General features: G+C 71.4%; 14 protein-coding genes. 11 read left to right on the top strand and 3 right to left on the bottom strand.

Going from position 1 to position 14,757, the window contains the following annotated elements; translation table 11 throughout:
* Window positions 1-181: 181 nt before the first annotated feature.
* Both FHY05_RS18160 and typA read right to left on the bottom strand, forming a co-directional pair.
* A complete protein-coding gene (locus FHY05_RS18160; protein ID WP_221191298.1) occupies window positions 182-1,972 on the bottom strand; it encodes a histidine kinase famiy protein in 1,791 nt (596 codons plus the stop codon).
* 343 nt (window positions 1,973-2,315) lie between these two features.
* Window positions 2,316-4,139 carry a translational GTPase TypA gene (gene typA, locus FHY05_RS18155; RefSeq protein ID WP_183945852.1) on the bottom strand — a complete coding sequence of 608 codons (1,824 nt, stop codon included), beginning with the start codon at window positions 4,137-4,139 and terminating at the stop codon, window positions 2,316-2,318.
* A 325-nt stretch (window positions 4,140-4,464) separates the two neighbouring features.
* Here typA and FHY05_RS18150 point away from each other — a divergent pair, with 325 nt between their 5' ends.
* The 4 genes from FHY05_RS18150 (at window position 4,465) to FHY05_RS18135 (ending at window position 8,591) form a co-directional block, all read left to right on the top strand.
* Complete coding sequence (locus FHY05_RS18150) at window positions 4,465-5,670, top strand: toxic anion resistance protein (protein ID WP_183945851.1); 1,206 nt, start codon at window positions 4,465-4,467, stop codon at window positions 5,668-5,670.
* Window positions 5,667-6,365 (top strand): hypothetical protein, encoded by a 699-nt coding sequence (locus tag FHY05_RS18145; RefSeq protein ID WP_183945850.1) that lies wholly within the window; start codon window positions 5,667-5,669, stop codon window positions 6,363-6,365. The genes FHY05_RS18150 and FHY05_RS18145 overlap by 4 nt, the downstream gene beginning before the upstream one ends.
* Before the next feature lie 698 nt (window positions 6,366-7,063).
* Window positions 7,064-7,690: an opacity protein gene (locus tag FHY05_RS18140; RefSeq protein WP_183945849.1), complete on the top strand. Its 627-nt coding sequence runs from the start codon at window positions 7,064-7,066 to the stop codon at window positions 7,688-7,690.
* A gap of 199 nt (window positions 7,691-7,889) precedes the next feature.
* The gene (locus FHY05_RS18135) at window positions 7,890-8,591 is read left to right on the top strand and encodes a DUF2490 domain-containing protein (RefSeq protein ID WP_311732519.1); all 702 of its coding nucleotides are present in this window, start codon (window positions 7,890-7,892) and stop codon (window positions 8,589-8,591) included.
* A 175-nt stretch (window positions 8,592-8,766) separates the two neighbouring features.
* Here the strand turns inward: FHY05_RS18135 and FHY05_RS18130 are convergent, their stop codons facing one another.
* Complete coding sequence (locus FHY05_RS18130) at window positions 8,767-10,545, bottom strand: ABC-F family ATP-binding cassette domain-containing protein (RefSeq protein WP_183945847.1); 1,779 nt, start codon at window positions 10,543-10,545, stop codon at window positions 8,767-8,769.
* A gap of 99 nt (window positions 10,546-10,644) precedes the next feature.
* Between FHY05_RS18130 and FHY05_RS18125 the strand changes: the two genes are divergently transcribed.
* From FHY05_RS18125 to FHY05_RS18095, 7 genes are all read left to right on the top strand, one after another.
* Window positions 10,645-11,100: a copper chaperone PCu(A)C gene (locus tag FHY05_RS18125; protein ID WP_311732518.1), complete on the top strand. Its 456-nt coding sequence runs from the start codon at window positions 10,645-10,647 to the stop codon at window positions 11,098-11,100.
* Window positions 11,084-11,380, top strand: coding sequence for a hypothetical protein (locus FHY05_RS18120; RefSeq protein ID WP_183945846.1), 297 nt, complete (start codon window positions 11,084-11,086; stop codon window positions 11,378-11,380). The genes FHY05_RS18125 and FHY05_RS18120 overlap by 17 nt, the downstream gene beginning before the upstream one ends.
* Window positions 11,368-11,832: a vgr related protein gene (locus FHY05_RS18115; protein WP_183945845.1), complete on the top strand. Its 465-nt coding sequence runs from the start codon at window positions 11,368-11,370 to the stop codon at window positions 11,830-11,832. The genes FHY05_RS18120 and FHY05_RS18115 overlap by 13 nt, the downstream gene beginning before the upstream one ends.
* A gap of 190 nt (window positions 11,833-12,022) precedes the next feature.
* Window positions 12,023-12,922 carry a DUF6662 family protein gene (locus tag FHY05_RS18110; protein ID WP_183945844.1) on the top strand — a complete coding sequence of 300 codons (900 nt, stop codon included), beginning with the start codon at window positions 12,023-12,025 and terminating at the stop codon, window positions 12,920-12,922.
* A gap of 11 nt (window positions 12,923-12,933) precedes the next feature.
* Entirely contained in the window at window positions 12,934-13,455 is a 522-nt protein-coding gene (locus tag FHY05_RS18105; protein ID WP_183945843.1) for an FMN-binding protein, read from the top strand.
* On the top strand, window positions 13,442-14,239 hold the full coding sequence (locus FHY05_RS18100) for an FAD:protein FMN transferase (RefSeq protein ID WP_183945842.1): 798 nt from the start codon (window positions 13,442-13,444) through the stop codon (window positions 14,237-14,239). The genes FHY05_RS18105 and FHY05_RS18100 overlap by 14 nt, the downstream gene beginning before the upstream one ends.
* Window positions 14,236-14,721, top strand: a complete 486-nt coding sequence (locus tag FHY05_RS18095) for a hypothetical protein (protein WP_183945841.1) — start codon at window positions 14,236-14,238, stop codon at window positions 14,719-14,721. The genes FHY05_RS18100 and FHY05_RS18095 overlap by 4 nt, the downstream gene beginning before the upstream one ends.
* Window positions 14,722-14,757 lie beyond the last annotated feature (36 nt).

Genomic DNA, 14,757 nt, shown 5'->3' with positions numbered 1-14,757 from the left:
AATTTACAGGATTTCACGGACTTTCCGTGAAGCAACCAAAGCAAGCCTCATCCTGAACGCTCAGCGTTAAGCCGTTTATACCAACCCCGCCCGCGGTCGGCGCGGCCGGCGGGCGGCGTAACGGTCGAAATGCGCCACTATATTGATCACGATCAAGCCCGCGACTGCGGCGCCGCGCGGGTCAGACCTGCGCGGCACCGAAGTCCGAGCGCCGTCGCCGCGCGCCGTGCTCGCCGCGGCGGTTGAGCGCCTGACTCACGCGGTCGAGCAGCTCGGCGCGGCGATAGGGCTTGCTGAGCACGTCGGTGGCGCGCGCGCGCGGGCCGTTGATCACCAGCTCCTCGTTGTAGCCGGTCGTCATCAGCACCGAGACCGACGCGTCGCGCTCGACCACCGCGTCGGCCAGCACCAGCCCGTTCATCCCGCCCGGCATCACCAGGTCGGTGAACAGCAGGTCGACTCGATCCCGCGGGTGGATCTCCTCGAACAGTCGCAGCGCCTGCTCGCCGTTGGCCGCGGTGGAGACGTGATAGCCCGCGCTCTCGAGGATCTCGCGCGCGATCGCGAGCACCTCGTCGCTGTCCTCCACCACCAGGATGTGGCGCGCGGTGTCGGGATCGACGATCGCGTTGGCGGCGACGTGCGGCTCGGGCGCGGCCGGCTCGCGCTTCTCGGCGTGGCCGCTCGGGAAGAGCATGCGGACGGTGGTGCCCTCGCCCGGCCGGCTCTCGATCTCGAGCCGCCCGCCGGACTGGCGCACGAAGCCGCTCGCCATCGCCAGCCCCAGCCCGGTACCGCTGCCGACGCCCTTGGTGGTGAAGAAGGGCTCGGTGGCGCGCTCGATCACCTCGGGCGACATGCCGTGACCCTCGTCCTGCACCTCGAGCACGACATAGTCGCCCGCGGCGAGCTCGACCCCGTCGCGCAGCGCGGTGCCGCCGGTGCCGTCGCCATTCTCGACCGACTGGAGCTTGAGCGGGCGGGTCGCGATCGTCACCAGCCCGCCCTTGGGCATGGCGTCGCGCGCGTTGTTGACGATGTTGAGCAGCGCCATCTCGAGCTGGTCGGGGTCGACCACCACCGGCGCGAGCCCGCGGCGCAGGCTGAGATGAATCTCGACCTGCTTGTTGACCGAGCTCTCGATCAGGTCGCTGAACTCGGAGACGAGCTGGGTCAGGTCGAGCGGGCGCGGCTCGAGCCGGGTCTTGCGCGCGAAGGCGAGCAGCTGGCGCGTCAGCTTGGCACCGCGCTCGGCCGCCGACTGCGCCGCGGCGACGTAGCGCTGCGCGCGCTCGGGATCCTTGGCGGTGGCGACCAGCTCGAGGTTGCCGTTGACCACCTGGAGCAGGTTGTTGAAATCGTGCGCCAGCCCCGCGGTGAGCTGGCCGATCGACTCCATCTTCTGCGCCTGGCGGTAGGACTGCTCGGTGTTGCGGCGGCGCGTCACGTCGAGCTGGCTGGCGAAGAAATAGCGCAGCGTCCCGCCCGTGTCATAGACCGGGCCGACGAACACCGCGTTCCAGAACGGCGTGCCGTCGCGGCGATAGTTGAGCAGCTCGAGCGCCACCGCGGACTTGTTCTCGACCGCGTGACGCAGCTCCGCCACCGCGTTGCGGTCGGTCTGCGAGCCCTGGAGGAAGCGGCAGTTGCGCCCGAGGATCTCCTCTTCCTCGTAGCCGGTGAGGTCGAGGAACGCCTTGTTGGCGAAGACGATCGGATTGTCGTCCAGGTTGGGATCGGTGAGGATCATCGGCATCCGCGTCATCTCGATCGCGGCGAAGAAGACGCCGCCGCGGTCGTTCAGGTCGGGATCGGTGATCGTGCTCTCGCGCCAGTGATGCAGACCGCTGCGCTCGATCGGCTCGTTGGCGCCGGTGTCCATCGTGCCCTCGGCCTGTTTGCCGGCGGCGAGCCCCGTGGGATCGACGTCATCGTGGGTGGACGGATCGGACGGGACGGAATCGGCAGACATCCTGCCGCGTTAGCCGGTTTGCGCGCGACGCGGAAGATGGCGGCAACCTAGGTGTACGACGGGGCCGAGATGGCCATTGCAGATCCTCCCCTGCAAGGGAGTGCCGGCTTTGGCTTGCCCCGGCACGCCAAGATGGTGTCCGGTGGACACCATCTCGCCCGCACTGGCGCGCATAGCGCGTCGGAGGGGTGTCGCGGGTGGCGAGTCCAGGGACGCCCGCGCACCGGGTCACCCCTCCGTCAGGCCTGCGGCCTGACACCTCCCCTTACACGGGAGGATGAAGGAGCCGGTCGCCCGTCCCAGTACTTGAAGCACCGAGGGGAGGACGCCAGCTCCCTTCTCCTTACGCCGCGACCTTGGCGCGGCTGGCGCGCTTGCGCTCGTGCGGGTCGAGGTAGCGCTTGCGCAGGCGGATCGACTTGGGGGTCACCTCCACCATCTCGTCGTCGTCGATATAGGCGATCGCCTGCTCCAGCGTCATCTTCTTCGGCGGGGTCAGGCGGATCGCGTCGTCCTTGCCGCCCGAGGCGCGGAAGTTGGTGAGCTGCTTCGCCTTCATCGGATTGACCTCGAGGTCGTCCGTCTTGGCGTTCTCACCGATGATCATGCCCTCGTACAGCGCCTCGCCGTGGCCGACGAAGAGGATGCCGCGGTCCTCGAGCGGGCCGAGCGCATAGCCCTGCGCCTCGCCCGCGCCGTTGGAGATCAGCACGCCGTTCTTGCGGCCCTCGATCGCGCCCTTGTGCGGGCCGTACTTCTCGAACAGCCGGTTCATGATGCCGGTGCCGCGCGTGTCCGACAGGAACTCGCCGTGATAGCCGATCATGCCGCGGCTCGGCGCGGAGAAGGTGATGCGGGTCTTGCCGCCGCCCGACGGGCGCATGTCGGTCAGCTCGGCCTTGCGCAGGTTCATCTTCTCGACGACCGTGCCCGAATATTCCTCGTCCACGTCGATGATCACGGTCTCGTACGGCTCGGTCTTCTTGCCGTTCTCGTCCTCGCCGAACAGCACGCGCGGGCGGCTGATCCCGAGCTCGAAGCCCTCGCGGCGCATCGTCTCGATCAGCACGCCGAGCTGGAGCTCGCCGCGACCCGCCACCTCGAAGCTGTCGCGGTCGGCCGCCTCGGTCACCTTGATCGCGACGTTCGACTCGGCCTCGCGCATCAGGCGATCGCGGATCATGCGGCTGGTCACCTTGCTGCCCTCGCGCCCCGCCATCGGCGAGTCGTTCACCGCGAAGCGCATCGACAGCGTCGGCGGGTCGATCGGCTGGGCGTGGAGCGGCTCGCTCACCGAGGTGTCGGCGATCGTGTTGGCCACGGTGGCGACGGTGAGGCCCGCGAGGCTGATGATCTCGCCCGCGCGCGCCTCGTCCACCGGCACGCGCTCCAGCCCGTGGAACGACATCAGCTTGGAGGCGCGCCCCGCCTCGACCACGTTGCCGTCGTTGTCGAGCGCGTGGATCGGCTGGTTGAGCTTGACCACGCCCGAGTTGACCCGACCGGTGAGGATGCGACCGAGGAAGTTGTCGCGGTCGAGCAGCGTCACCAGGAAGGTGAAGGGCGCGTCGAGGTCGACCTTGGGGGCGGGGACGTGCTCGACGATCTTCTCGAACAGCGGGGTCAGCGTGCCCTCGCGCGCGGTCGGGTCGGTCGAGGCGTAGCCGTTGCGGCCGGAGGCGAAGAGCACGGGGAAGTCGAGCTGCTCGTCGTTCGCCTCGAGCGAGACGAACAGGTCGAACACCTCGTCGAGCACTTCCTGCGTGCGCTCGTCGGCGCGGTCGATCTTGTTGACCACCACGATCGGGCGCAGGCCGAGCGCCAGCGCCTTGCCGGTGACGAACTTGGTCTGCGGCATCGCGCCCTCGGACGAGTCGACCAGCAGGATCACGCCGTCGACCATCGAGAGGATGCGCTCCACCTCGCCGCCGAAGTCGGCGTGGCCGGGCGTGTCGACGATGTTGATGCGCGTGTCGTTCCACACGATCGAGGTCGGCTTGGCGAGGATGGTGATCCCGCGCTCCTTCTCGAGGTCGTTCGAGTCCATCGCGCGCTCCTCGACGCGCTGGTTGTCGCGGAACGTGCCCGACTGGCGGAAGAGCTGGTCGACGAGGGTCGTCTTGCCATGATCGACGTGCGCGATGATGGCGATGTTGCGCAGGTTCATACGGATTCCTGAGGTGGCCCGCGGCGGCCGCGGGCGATGTCGCCGGCGCGCATAGCCGAAAGCGCGCGCGGACGCCAGCCTTCGCGGCCGCAGCATGGTGCGCGCGGGCGGGACGGGTCAGGTCGGCTCGCGCGGCGGCCGCAGATCGATCACGTCGAAGGCAACGTCCGCGATCTCGGCCCGCTGTATGGGAGGAGCGGTAGGGAACGGCCGACGTGGCAACGCACCTCACTCGACAACCCCGCCGCACCGTATTACATCCACAACACACTTGAACAGCGCGCGCCACCGCGAGACAAGAGCGCGACGCACGAAGGAGACGAGCATGGCGACCTCCCCCGGTACCGACGCCGAGCCGGCGCTGACGCTGACCCCGCCCGACCCCGTCCCCGCGGTCTCCAGCGAGCGCGCCGCCGGGCTCGTGCCGGTCGATCCCGGCACGCGCAGCGAGCTGGAGAAGCGCGTCGACGCCTTCGTCGACCAGCTGCTCGCCGAGGACGTCAACTCGCCCGAGTTCGGCAAGCGCGTCGACGCGATCACCGCGATGGGACAGAAGGAGATCCGCGACGCCGCGGGCCAGTCCAACCGCTTCCTCGACCGCCCGGTGCGCGCGATGGACAAGGAGGCCGGCGTCGGCAAGGACCTCGCCGAGCTGCGCCGCACTGTCGAGCAGCTCGATCCCGGCCGCCGCGGCAATCTCTCCAAGCCGCAGAAGCTGTTCGGGGTGATCCCGTTCGGCTCGAAGATGCGCGACTATTTCGACGGCTATAAGAGCAGCCAGACGCACATCGCCGCGATCCTGCGCAGCCTCGGCTCGGGCAAGGACGAGCTGCTGATGGACAATGCCGCGATCGACACCGAGCGCGCCAACCTGTGGGCGTCGATGGGGCGGCTCGAGCAGATGATCCACCTCGCGCGCGCGATGGACGCGCGGCTGGAGGACAAGGCCAACGAGCTCGACGCGACGGATCCGGCCAAGGCCAAGGCGATCCGCGAGACCGCGCTGTTCTACGCGCGCCAGCGCACGCAGGACCTGCTCACCCAGATGGCGGTGACGGTGCAGGGCTATCTCGCGCTCGACCTGGTCAAGAAGAACAACGTCGAGCTGATCAAGGGCGTCGACCGCGCCAGCACCACCACCGTGGCGGCGCTGCGCACCGCGGTGACGGTGGCGCAGGCGCTGACCAACCAGAAACTCGTGCTGGAGCAGGTCACCCAGCTCAACGCCACCACCGCGGGGCTGATCGACTCGACCGGCAAGCTGCTGCGCCAGAACACCGCCGCGATCCACGAGCAGGCCGCCGCCTCGACCATCCCGCTGGAGACGCTGCAGCGCGCCTTCCAGAACATCTACGACACGATGGACGCGATCGACACGTTCAAGCTCAAGTCGCTCGACACGATGAAGAGCACGGTGGAGACGCTCGGGCGCGAGGTCGACAAGTCGCGCGGCTATATCGCGCGCGCCGAGGGCGCGGCGCGCAACAGCCTCGCCAGCCCGGCCGAGCAGTTCAAGCTGGAGGCGCTGTGACGCTGCCGCCGAGCCACGATACCGACGCCGCGATCGCCGGCGCGCGTGCCGCGGCGGACCGGGTGAGCGGGCGCGGCGTGCTGACCGTGCAGCGCCGCCCGCGGCGCGGGCGCGGCGGGGCGAAGGCGCGGCTGGCGCTGATCGCGGCGGTGAACGGCGCGATCCTGCTGGTGGCGGCGTTGCTCGGCGTCGGGCTGTTCGGCGCGGTGGCGGCGATCATGGTGATGCTGGCGGCGACGCTGGCGATCGCCTTCGCCCCCGCCACGCCGGTGCCGACCCCCGAGCGGCTGGCGCGCTCCGAGCTCAAGGCACTGCCGGCGCAGACCGCGCGCTGGCTCGACGCGCAGCGCCCCTCGCTGCCCGCGCCCGCGCTGGCGGTGGTCGACCGGATCGAGCAGCGGCTCGACACGCTCGGCGTCCAGCTCGCCGCGCTCGACGAGGGCTCGCTCGCCGCGGCCGACATGCGCCGGCTGATCGGCGAGCAGCTCCCCGACTTCGTCCGCGACTATGCGCGCGTCCCTCCGGCGCTGCGCGGCACCGCGCGCGGCGGCCGCACCCCGGACCAGCAGCTGGTCGAGGGGCTCGGCGTGATCGAGCGCGAGCTCGCGGCGACCAGCGAGCAACTCGCGCAGGGCGACCTCGACGCGCTCGCGACCAAGCGGCGCTACCTGGAGATCAAGTACGAGGCGGAGTGAGCGGCGGCGAGCGGCTTAGGTCGCCCGCGACTGGCTGCACCGACGCCGCCTCCATCTGATGCCGTTGGCGCGCCGATCAGCCTGGCGCCGCGACAGGGATGGCACTCGTGCTCCTCACGCCTTTTCCTCTTCGTTCTCGCGCCTCAGCCCCGCCCTGTCGCCATCGTCCCTGTCACCGTCGCCCCCGTCACCGTCATCCCCGTCCCCGTCGGCGTCGTCCCTGTCGCCATTGCCCGCTCCGGTATTTCCTCTCCTCTACCCTCCCTTCCCGTCATCCCTGCGAAGGCAGGGATCCAGACGCGCGGACGTCCCGGCTCCATCGCTCACGTCAGCGTGTCTGGATTCCCGCCTCCGCGGGAATGACGGTGGTGGGGTGGGGCAGGCTGGGGTGAGCTGCCTCCGGCCGCGCCAGATCGCGACCGCCTCGATCGCCAGGCCGCCCGTCCTCACACCCCCGCCCCACGCCCGCCACGACCGCGGCGCGCCCGCCGCATCGTCGCCCGATCTCCGCCACAATGGAGCGGTCGCGTTCATGTTCCCGACAGAAAGCGTGTCACTTCGGCCACACTCCGGTACCACGTCGCATCGCAGCACGATTTCGCAGCAACCAAGCCGGACGCGCGCGGTTCAGTGGGTCCCCGGTCCGAGCGCCTGCGGCGTCATACACCGGACAACGAAACTGATCTTGAGGAACTCGTATGCGTAAGCTCGTTCTTGCGGCCGTCGCCGCGTCCGCCGCGTTCGTCGCCACCCCCTCGCTTGCGCAGGACGCCACCGCGACCGACACCAGCGCGCCCGCCAGCGCCCCGGTCGACAGCTCGACCGCGCAGGCGCCCCACGGCACGAAGGCGTTCGGCTTCGAGCCCTATGTCGCGGTGCGCGGCGGCTGGGAGGAGTTCCAGAGCGACAGCGTCCCGGGCGCGCCGCGCCAGAACAAGCTCAACGGCTCGCTGGTCGAGGGCCTGGTCGGCGCCAACGTGCCGCTCGGCGCCTTCTTCGTCGGCGCCGAGGGCAACGTCGCCAAGGGCATCTCGGGCGACATCGACTGGCAGTACGGCGCCGCCGGCCGCTTCGGCCTGCGCGCCGGCGAGAGCGGCCTGATCTACGGCAAGGTCGGCTACCAGTGGGTCAATTTCGACAAGCGCGTGAACACCGACCGCGACTTCCACGACGTCACCTACGGCATCGGCTTCGAGGTCGGCCCCAAGGAGATCGGCCTCGGCGGTCTGACCGGCAACTCGGGCATCCGTCTGCGCGGCGAGGTCTCGACCTTCGGCTGGACCAACAGCTTCCGCCCGACGCTCGGCATCGTGGCGCACTTCTGATCCCGGCTTCGGTCGCCAAGGGAGCCTAGCGCGACCGACCGCACCAGTGGCGTCCCGTGCGGGGGAGAGAGGGGCGGGGCCGGCGACGGCCTCGCCCTTTCTCTGTTCCGCATCGGCGCATGCTGCCCGCTCCGCTCTGGCCAGTGCCCGCCGCCGCGTGTAGCGCCGCGCGGCTCGCAGAGGGAGGAACGGTTCGGTGGTGCCATCACGTCGCGCGGCGGTGTCGCTCCCCGTGCCGCTCGCTGCCCTGCTCCTCTCGGCCGCGCCCGCCGCCGCGCAGGTCGAGGACCGTCAGCTGTGGGAGCAGGTCAACCTCGTCGTGCCGCTGACACCCGAGGTCCGTGTCACGCTCGAGCAGATCGGCCGCTGGGGCGATCGCATCGAGGGGCTGACCCAGACCGAGCTCGGCGGCGTGCTCGGCTACAAGCTCAGCGACACGATCGAGCTGGGCGTCGGCTACCGCCATGTCGGGCTGTACAGCGCGTCCGGCCCGACCGTGCACGAGAACCGGCTGCGGCAGCAGGTGGTGCTGACCCACGGGCGGCTGATCGGGCGGCTGCGCGTCGACGAGCGTTTCAACCCCGGCGGCAGCGAGATCGGCTTCCGCATCCGCCCGCTGGCGCGCTACAATCACCCGCTGGGATCGCGCGGCTACGCGCTCTACGCCAGCCACGAGAGCTTCATCGTGCCCAACAGCACGGCCTGGGGGCAGCGCTCAGGCTACGAGCGGATGCGCAACATGGCGGGAGTCACCCTGCCCTTCGTCCGACGCAAGGTGATGCTCGACGTCGGCTATCTCAACCAATATCGCCTCGGGCTGGGCGGCGCGCGGCCCCAGATGGAACATGCGCTGAGCCTGCAGCTGACCATCAACGCGCTCGGCCCGATCCTGCACGACTGAGGCGGTGACGGCGTGCAACTCGTCCTCCCCTGGAAGGAGAGGTGGCAGCGCGTCAGCGCTGACGGAGGGGTGTCGTCAGTCGTGAGTCCGCGACCCTAACCGACCGGATCACCCCTCCGACAGGCCTGCGGCCTGCCACCTCCCCTTACAGGGAAGGATGACATCGCCCCCTCCGTCAGCCCTCCACCTTCTCCGCCAGCTCGAGCCAGCGCAGCTCGGCCGCCTCCTTCTCGTCGCGCAGCGCGGCGATGCCCTTGCTCAGCCGGTCGAACGCCGCGGCGTCGCGGGCGTAGAGGCCGGGGTCGGCCATCGCCGCCTCGTCGCGCGCGATGGTGGCGTCGATCTCCTCGATGCGCTTGGGCAGCAACTCATAGTCGCGCTGGTCCTTGTAGCTGAGCTTGGTGCGTGCCGGGGGCGGCGGCGCGGCCGCGGTCGCCACCTTCGCCGCGGGTCGGCGCGCCGCCTCGACGCGCGGGCGCCGCTGCCGCTCCCAATCCTCATAGCCGCCCGCGACCACGTCGACATGGCCCGAGCCGTCGAGCCCGAGCGTCACCGTCACGGTGCGGTCGAGAAAGTCGCGGTCGTGGCTGACGATCAGCACCGTGCCCTCGTAATCCGCGATCACCTCCTGGAGCAGGTCGAGCGTCTCGAGGTCGAGGTCGTTGGTCGGCTCGTCGAGCACCAGCAGGTTGGAGCGCCGCGCGAACTCGCGCGCCAGCAGCAGCCGCGAGCGCTCGCCGCCCGACAGCGTCCCCACCTTGGCCTCGGCGAGCGAGGGATCGAACAGGAACTCCTTGAGATAGCCGTGGAGGTGCTTGCGCGTGCCGAGCACGTCGATCCACTCGCCGCCGTCGGCGACGACGTCGCGCACGGTCTTCTCGGGCGCCATCAGGCTGCGCTGCTGGTCGATCACGATCCCGTCCAGCGTCTTGGCGCGGCGGATCGTGCCCTGATCCGGCTCGATCTCGCCGGTGAGCAGCCGGAGCAGCGTCGTCTTGCCCGCGCCGTTGCGCCCGACGATGCCGATCCGGTCGCCGCGCGCGACGCGCAAGCTCAGGTCGCGGATGATCGCGCGCTCGCCGTAGCTCTTCGAGACATGCTCGACGTCGATCACCACCTTGGTCTTCACGTCGTCGCTCGCGATCGACAGCGCCGCGGCGCCCTGCGGCCCGGTCATCGCGGCGCGCTCGGCGCGCATCTCCTTGAGCTTGGCGAGCCGGCCCTGGTTGCGCCGCCGCCGCCCAGTGACGCCGCGCTGGAGCCAATGCTCCTCGATCTTGAGCTTGGCGTCGAGCCGCGCGGCGTTGCGCTCCTCCTCGGCATAGACCTGCTCGGTCCAGGCCTCGAAGCCGCCGAAGCCCACCTCGGCGCGGCGCAGCTCGCCGCGGTCGAGCCACAAGGTCTGGCGCGTCAGCCGGGTGAGGAAGGTGCGGTCGTGGCTGATGACGACGAAGGCGCCCTTGAAGCGCTTGAGCCAGTCCTCGAGCCACTCGATCGCGGCGACGTCGAGGTGGTTGGTCGGCTCGTCGAGCAGCAGCACGTCGGGGTCGAGCGCGAGCGCGCGCACGATCGCGGCGCGGCGGCGCTCGCCGCCCGAGGCCGACTGCGCCTCGTGCGTGAGATCGATGCCGAGCTGCCCCGCGATCGCCTCGGCCTCATAGGGCTGCGGCGGGTGCTCGCCGGAGAGGACATAGTCGGCCAGCGTGGCGAAGCCGGCGAGGTTCGGGTCCTGCTCGAGCATCACCACCTTGGTGCCGGGCACGATCGTGCGGCGCCCCTCGTCGCTGTCGATCGCGCCCGCGATCAGCTTGAGCAGGGTGGACTTGCCTGCGCCGTTGCGCCCGATCAGCGCGAGCCGGTCGCGCTCGCCGATGAACAGGTCGAGGTGGCGGAACAGCCAGCCGGCGCCCTGCACCAGCCCGAGGTCTTCGTAGGAGAGGATGGGTGCGGCCATCGCGCGGACCTAGGTGGCGGGGGCGCGGCTGGCAATGGCGGGGGCGATGCTTGCCGGGCGGAGCGGCGCCTCCTACACCGCACGGCCGAGGAGACCAGAGTGACCGCACGCCGATGGACCTTCGCCGCGACTGGGTTGCTGGCCGCATCGCTCGCCGCCTGCTCGGCGCAGCCGAGCGCACCCGCGGTCGGGGACGCCTATGTCCGGCTCGCGGCGGTGCCGGGGCGGCCGGCGGCGGGCTATTTCCTGCTCCACGGCGGCGCCGCGGACGCCACCTTGGTGCAGGTCGAGGCGCCCGGCGCGGCGCGCGCCGAGCTCCACACCAGCCGCATGACCGGCAACGGCATGGCGACGATGGACTCGCTGCCGGGCGTGCGCGTGCCCGCGCGCGGCAGCGTCGCCTTCGCGCCGGGGGCGCAGCACGTCATGCTGTTCGGCCTGCCCGCCAGCGTCGCGCCGGGCAGCACGCTGCCGCTGACCTTGCGCTTCGCCGACGGCAGCGCGGTGGGGGCGGATGCGCGCGTGATCGCGGCGGGTGATGCCGCGCCGGAGTGAGCCGGGCTATCGCCCTCCGACCGACGAGGTGGAGGGCCTTGCCGGCTGCCTGCTGTTCCTCCTCTTCTTCGCCGGCGAGACGCTGATCGGCGGCGTCGCCGCGTTCGGCGCGTACCGGCTCGTACGGGTCGAACAGCTCGACCCCGGCCATGCGGTCGCGTGCGCCGCCGCTTTCATGGGAGGGCTCGCCGCCTTGTGGTATGCCGACCGCCACTGCCTGCGCCTGACCGGCTTCAGCGCCGCTACGGTCGGCTTGGAGCTGCTGGCATGGTGGCCATGACCCGCCCGCTCACCCCCGGCGAGATCGATCTCGCGCGCTCGGTCTACGGCGACTCGATCGACTATGCGCCGGTGCGGCTGGCGCGGCGCCAATGGGCCTTCTTCCAGCCGCGCGACGTGGTGATGGCGCCGCGCGGCACGATCCACTTCCACCCCAAGGGCGAGCTGTGGCGCGACGATTTCGCCGCCGCGCCGCTCGGGCTGCAGGGGCTGTTCGTCCACGAGCTGTGCCACGTCTGGCAGCACCAGCGCGGCGTGTGCCTGCCGCTCGCGCGCCATCCGTTCTGCCGCTACCATTACACCATCCACCCCGGCTGGCCGCTCGAGCGCTACGGGCTGGAGCAGCAGGCCGAGATCGTCCGCCACGCCTTCCTGCTGCGCCGCGGCGCCACCGTCGCGGGCGCGCCCGAGCTGGCGCGCTACGAGACGATCCTGCCGTTCGGGACAGGGTGAGCGGCCGGCCGCGATCGTGTCGGTCCGGACTTGCACGGAGGGAGGTTGATCGGACGTCGCGCCGCTCGCCCGCCCCGGTGTAGCTCCGCCTCGCTCACTCCCCACCGCGGGTAACCCGTCGCTTGAGACCGCGCCCCGCCGCCGCGTACATGCGAGCGGATCGCAAGAACCGACACGGGGGATCATCCGTATGACATCTCACGCGCGCGCGCTCGGCGCCGCGCTGCTCGCCGGCGCGTGCCTCGCCGCCGCGCCCGCCCGCGCCGGCGAGGGCATGTTCTCGCGGCTCTACACCACCGATCTCACGCCAAGCGGCCATGTCGAGGTCGAGCAGGTGGTGCGCGAGCGCGCCGGGCGCCGCTTCGGCCATTACGACGCCACCGATTTCCGCAGCGAGCTGGAGGTCGGCGTCACCGACGATCTGCAGGCGTCGCTCTACGTCAACTCGAACCGGATGCACGCCACCGGCGCGCCCGACGACGACGACCCGAGCGCCGACACCGGCTTCACGCGGCACCGTTTCTCGCCGCAGAGCGTCTCGGCCGAGTTCGTCTACCGCGCACTCAGCCCGTACAAGAACAAGGGCGGCTGGGGCTTCGCGCTCTACCTCGAGCCCGAATACGACTTCCGCGATCTCCACAACGGGCTGCGCTACGCGCCGGGCACTTTCGAGCTGGAGACTCGCGCGATCGTGCAGAAGAACTTCGCCGAGGATCGCGTGATCGTCGCGTACAATCTCGTGCTCGAGGCCGAGTCGATCCGCTTCGCCGGGCGCGACGACACCAACAGCGAGCTCGACTGGAACAACGAGCTGGGCGTCACCGCGCGCGTCGCCCCCAAGCTCTACCTCGGGGTCGAGGGACGCAACCACAACGAATACGGCAATTTCACCCATCACGAGCACTCGATCTACTGGGTCGGCCCGTCGCTCCACCTCGCCGGGCAGCACGGCTGGGCGACGCTCGGCTGGCTCCACCAGGTCGCGGGCAACCCCGGCCATGACGACGACGGGCGCGACATCGGTCGCCATCTCTTCCTGCGCAGCCACGAGCGCGACGAGGTGACGCTCAAATACGGCATGCCCTTCTGAGCGCCGCGAGGATGCGCTGCCGCTTCGTGCTGCTCGCCGCCGCGCCGGTGCTGGCCAGCCCGGCGTGGGCGACCACCTATATGACGGTCGAGCAGGCCAAGGCCGCACTCTTCCCCGGCGTGGCGCTGGTGCGCGACGACCGCGAGCTGACCGACCCGCAGGCGGCGGCGATTCGCGCGCGCTCGGGGGTGAGCGTCCATTCCCGCGCGGTACACAGCTGGCGCGCCCCCGACGGCGCGCGGCTGATCGTCGACCAGGTGCTCGGCAAGCACGAGAACATCACGCTCGCGCTCGCGCTCGACCCCGCCGGCGCGGTGCGCGCGCTCGAGATCCTCGACTATCGCGAGAGCTACGGCGGGCAGGTGCGCGACCCGGCGTGGCGCGCGCAGTTCACCGGCAAGCGCGACGGCGCGCCGCTCGCGCTGGGGCAGGACATCCGCAACAACTCCGGCGGCACGCTCTCGGCGCGCCACGTCGCCGACGGCGTGCGCCGCCTGCTCGCCACCGACCGGATCGTCTTTGCGCCGCATTGAGCGCGCGCGCCCGCTGCTCGGCACGCTCGTCGCGGTGCGCGCCGAGGGGACGGGCGAGCTGGAGCGGGCGGTCGAGTCCGCCTTCGCCGCGATCGCCGCGGTCGAGGCGCGGCTGAGCGCCTATCGCGACGACAGCGACCTCGCCGCGGTGGCGCGGCTCGGCACGGGCGAGCGCGCGCCGGTGCATCCGCTCACCGCGCGCTGCCTGTGGCTCGCGCTGGCGCTGGCGCGCGCGAGCGACGGCGCGTTCGACCCGGTCGTGCCCGCGCCGGCGGGGGCGCCGCACGCGGCGTCGTGGCGCGACCTGCGCGTGGCGCGCGGCGCGGTGGCGGTGACGCGGCCGCTGCGGCTCGACCTCGGCGGGATCGCCAAGGGCTCCGCAGTCGACCGCGCGATCGCCGCGCTGCGCCGCGCCGGCGTGGCGGCGGCCACGGTCAACGTCGGCGGGGACCTGCGGAGCTACGGATCGGACGAGTGGGTCGCGCTGGCGCCGCGCCACGCCGCACCGCCGGTCGCGGTGCTGATCGCCGACGGTGCGCTCGCCAGCAGCGACGTCGTCGCCGCGACTGCGGACCGCGGCGCGCCGCAGCACCGCGACCCGGTCACCGGCGCGCCGCTGCTACCCGGTTTCGCCAGCGTCGCCGCGCCGCGCTGCGCGGTGGCGGACGCGCTCACCAAGGTCGTGCTGGCACGCGGCACCGCGGCGGGGTCGCTGGTGGCGCGGCTGCGCGCGTGCGCCTTCCTCCACCGCCCCGGCGGCGCCTGGCAGGAGATCGTGGCGTGACGCGCGGGCTACGACGTCTCGCCCAGGCGGTGCTGGCGCTGCTGTGGGCGAGCGGTGCGGCATGGCTGGTGCTGCATCATTGGGGCCAGCGCGCCGGTGCCTTCGGCCCCGAGCCGAGCGCGGCCGAGCCCTGGGCGCTGCGCGCGCACGGCGTGGCGGCGACCGCCACGGTGGCGCTGCTCGGGCTGCTCTACGGACTCCACGTCGCCCCGGGCTGGCGCGCGCGGCGGCGGCGCCGGTCGGGCGGCGCGCTGTTCGGCACCGCGGTCGCGCTCGCGCTCAGCGGCGACCTGCTCTACTACCTCGCCGACGAGGACGCGCGCGCCGCGGTGGCGCTGGCGCACTGGGCGGTGGGGCTGGCGGGGCTACCGCTGTTCGTGGCGCATCGGTGGCGGCGGGAGCGGCGTCATCCTGAGCTCGTCTCAGGATCCACCGAGCCGAAGGAGCCGCCGCCGCTGAGTCAGCCGCGCCGTGGATCCTGAGACGAGTTCAGGATGACGGGAGGAGAGAAGGCGCTC

The sequence above is a fragment of the Sphingomonas sp. BK580 genome, from assembly GCF_014194975.1.
Classification (GTDB): Bacteria; Pseudomonadota; Alphaproteobacteria; order Sphingomonadales; family Sphingomonadaceae; genus Sphingomonas.
This window is presented reverse-complemented; position numbering and strand designations above follow the sequence as displayed.

What these genes read in the sequence shown, in the direction of transcription:
- FHY05_RS18110 (WP_183945844.1), top strand. Translation starts at nt 12,023, where the DNA reads ATGACATCTCACGCGCGCGCGCTCGGCGCCGCGCTGCTCGCCGGCGCG.
- FHY05_RS18140 (WP_183945849.1), top strand. Translation starts at nt 7,064, where the DNA reads ATGCGTAAGCTCGTTCTTGCGGCCGTCGCCGCGTCCGCCGCGTTCGTC.
- FHY05_RS18120 (WP_183945846.1), top strand. Translation starts at nt 11,084, where the DNA reads ATGCCGCGCCGGAGTGAGCCGGGCTATCGCCCTCCGACCGACGAGGTG.
- FHY05_RS18160 (WP_221191298.1), bottom strand. Translation starts at nt 1,972, where the DNA reads ATGTCTGCCGATTCCGTCCCGTCCGATCCGTCCACCCACGATGACGTC.
- typA (WP_183945852.1), bottom strand. Translation starts at nt 4,139, where the DNA reads ATGAACCTGCGCAACATCGCCATCATCGCGCACGTCGATCATGGCAAG.
- FHY05_RS18115 (WP_183945845.1), top strand. Translation starts at nt 11,368, where the DNA reads ATGGTGGCCATGACCCGCCCGCTCACCCCCGGCGAGATCGATCTCGCG.
- FHY05_RS18150 (WP_183945851.1), top strand. Translation starts at nt 4,465, where the DNA reads ATGGCGACCTCCCCCGGTACCGACGCCGAGCCGGCGCTGACGCTGACC.
- FHY05_RS18130 (WP_183945847.1), bottom strand. Translation starts at nt 10,545, where the DNA reads ATGGCCGCACCCATCCTCTCCTACGAAGACCTCGGGCTGGTGCAGGGC.
- FHY05_RS18105 (WP_183945843.1), top strand. Translation starts at nt 12,934, where the DNA reads ATGCGCTGCCGCTTCGTGCTGCTCGCCGCCGCGCCGGTGCTGGCCAGC.